The organism is Vibrio sp. 1457 (genome assembly GCF_033340195.1).
GTDB classification, from domain to species: Bacteria; Pseudomonadota; Gammaproteobacteria; order Enterobacterales; family Vibrionaceae; genus Vibrio; species Vibrio alginolyticus.
The window spans coordinates 1-1,531 of sequence record NZ_JAWOWA010000072.1 but is presented as its reverse complement, the minus strand read 5'-3'; the positions used below and the strand labels follow the sequence as shown (position 1 = coordinate 1,531).

Genomic DNA, 1,531 nt, shown 5'->3' with positions numbered 1-1,531 from the left:
ACCGGGAAACGCTGCGCAGCTTCGGCCGTTATGAACTCACCACCGCTTATACCCCTGCCGGGCAGTTACAGAGCCAGCACCTGAACAGCCTGCTGTCTGACCGCGATTACACCTGGAACGACAACGGCGAACTCATCCGCATCAGCAGCCCGCGCCAGACCCGGAGTTACAGCTACAGCACCACCGGCAGGCTGACCGGCGTTCACACCACCGCAGCGAATCTGGATATCCGCATCCCGTATGCCACAGACCCGGCAGGTAACCGCCTGCCCGACCCGGAGCTGCACCCGGACAGCACCCTCAGCATGTGGCCGGATAACCGTATCGCCCGTGACGCGCACTATCTTTACCGGTATGACCGTCACGGCAGGCTGACAGAGAAAACCGACCTCATCCCGGAAGGGGTTATCCGCACGGATGATGAGCGGACTCACCGGTACCATTACGACAGTCAGCACCGGCTGGTGCACTACACGCGGACACAATATGAAGAGCCGCTGGTCGAAAGTCGCTATCTTTACGACCCGCTGGGCCGCAGGGTGGCAAAACGGGTATGGCGACGTGAACGGGACCTGACGGGCTGGATGTCGCTGTCACGGAAACCGGAAGTGACCTGGTACGGCTGGGACGGCGACCGGCTGACCACGATACAGAACGACAGAACCCGCATCCAGACGATTTATCAGCCGGGGAGCTTCACGCCACTCATCAGAGTTGAAACCGCCACCGGTGAGCTGGCGAAAACGCAGCGCCGCAGCCTGGCGGATACCCTTCAGCAGTCCGGCGGCGAAGACGGTGGCAGTGTGGTGTTCCCGCCGGTGCTGGTGCAGATGCTCGACCGGCTGGAAAGTGAAATCCTGGCTGACCGGGTGAGTGAGGAAAGCCGCCGCTGGCTGGCATCGTGCGGCCTGACGGTGGAGCAGATGCAAAACCAGATGGACCCGGTGTACACGCCGGCGCGAAAAATCCACCTGTACCACTGCGACCATCGCGGCCTGCCGCTGGCCCTTATCAGTAAGGAAGGGGCAACAGAATGGTGCGCAGAATACGATGAATGGGGCAACCTGCTGAATGAAGAGAACCCGCATCAGCTGCAGCAGCTTATCCGCCTGCCGGGGCAGCAGTATGATGAGGAGTCCGGCCTGTATTACAACCGCCACCGCTATTATGACCCGCTGCAGGGGCGATATATCACTCAGGATCCGATTGGGCTGAAAGGGGGATGGAATTTTTATCAGTATCCGTTGAATCCGATTTCTGGAATCGATCCCCTTGGGATTAGCCACCTGTTTATACAGCATAACTTTAGGTATGCTTTCGTGTGTTTCAGATATACCATGTGATGATAATTTTTATGATGTGCTTAGTATTCCAGTCGCTTCTGGTAATAATATGCAATGTAAAAATAATCCCCGTTGTACACATTTATAAATAGATGGCCAATACCTCAAGGCCTATGGAGTTGGAATGTTAATGACCCGGGAGCAAGCAATAGAAAACCTGACGGCATACGATTAGTACCGTCAGTTAA

General features: G+C 56.5%; 1 pseudogene. It reads left to right on the top strand.

Features of this window, described 5'->3' with window-relative positions:
- Positions 1 to 1,283 (top strand): annotated as a pseudogene (gene rhsB, locus R7Z41_RS23765) (rhs element protein RhsB); the annotation flags it as partial.
- Positions 1,284 to 1,531: the final 248 nt, after the last annotated feature.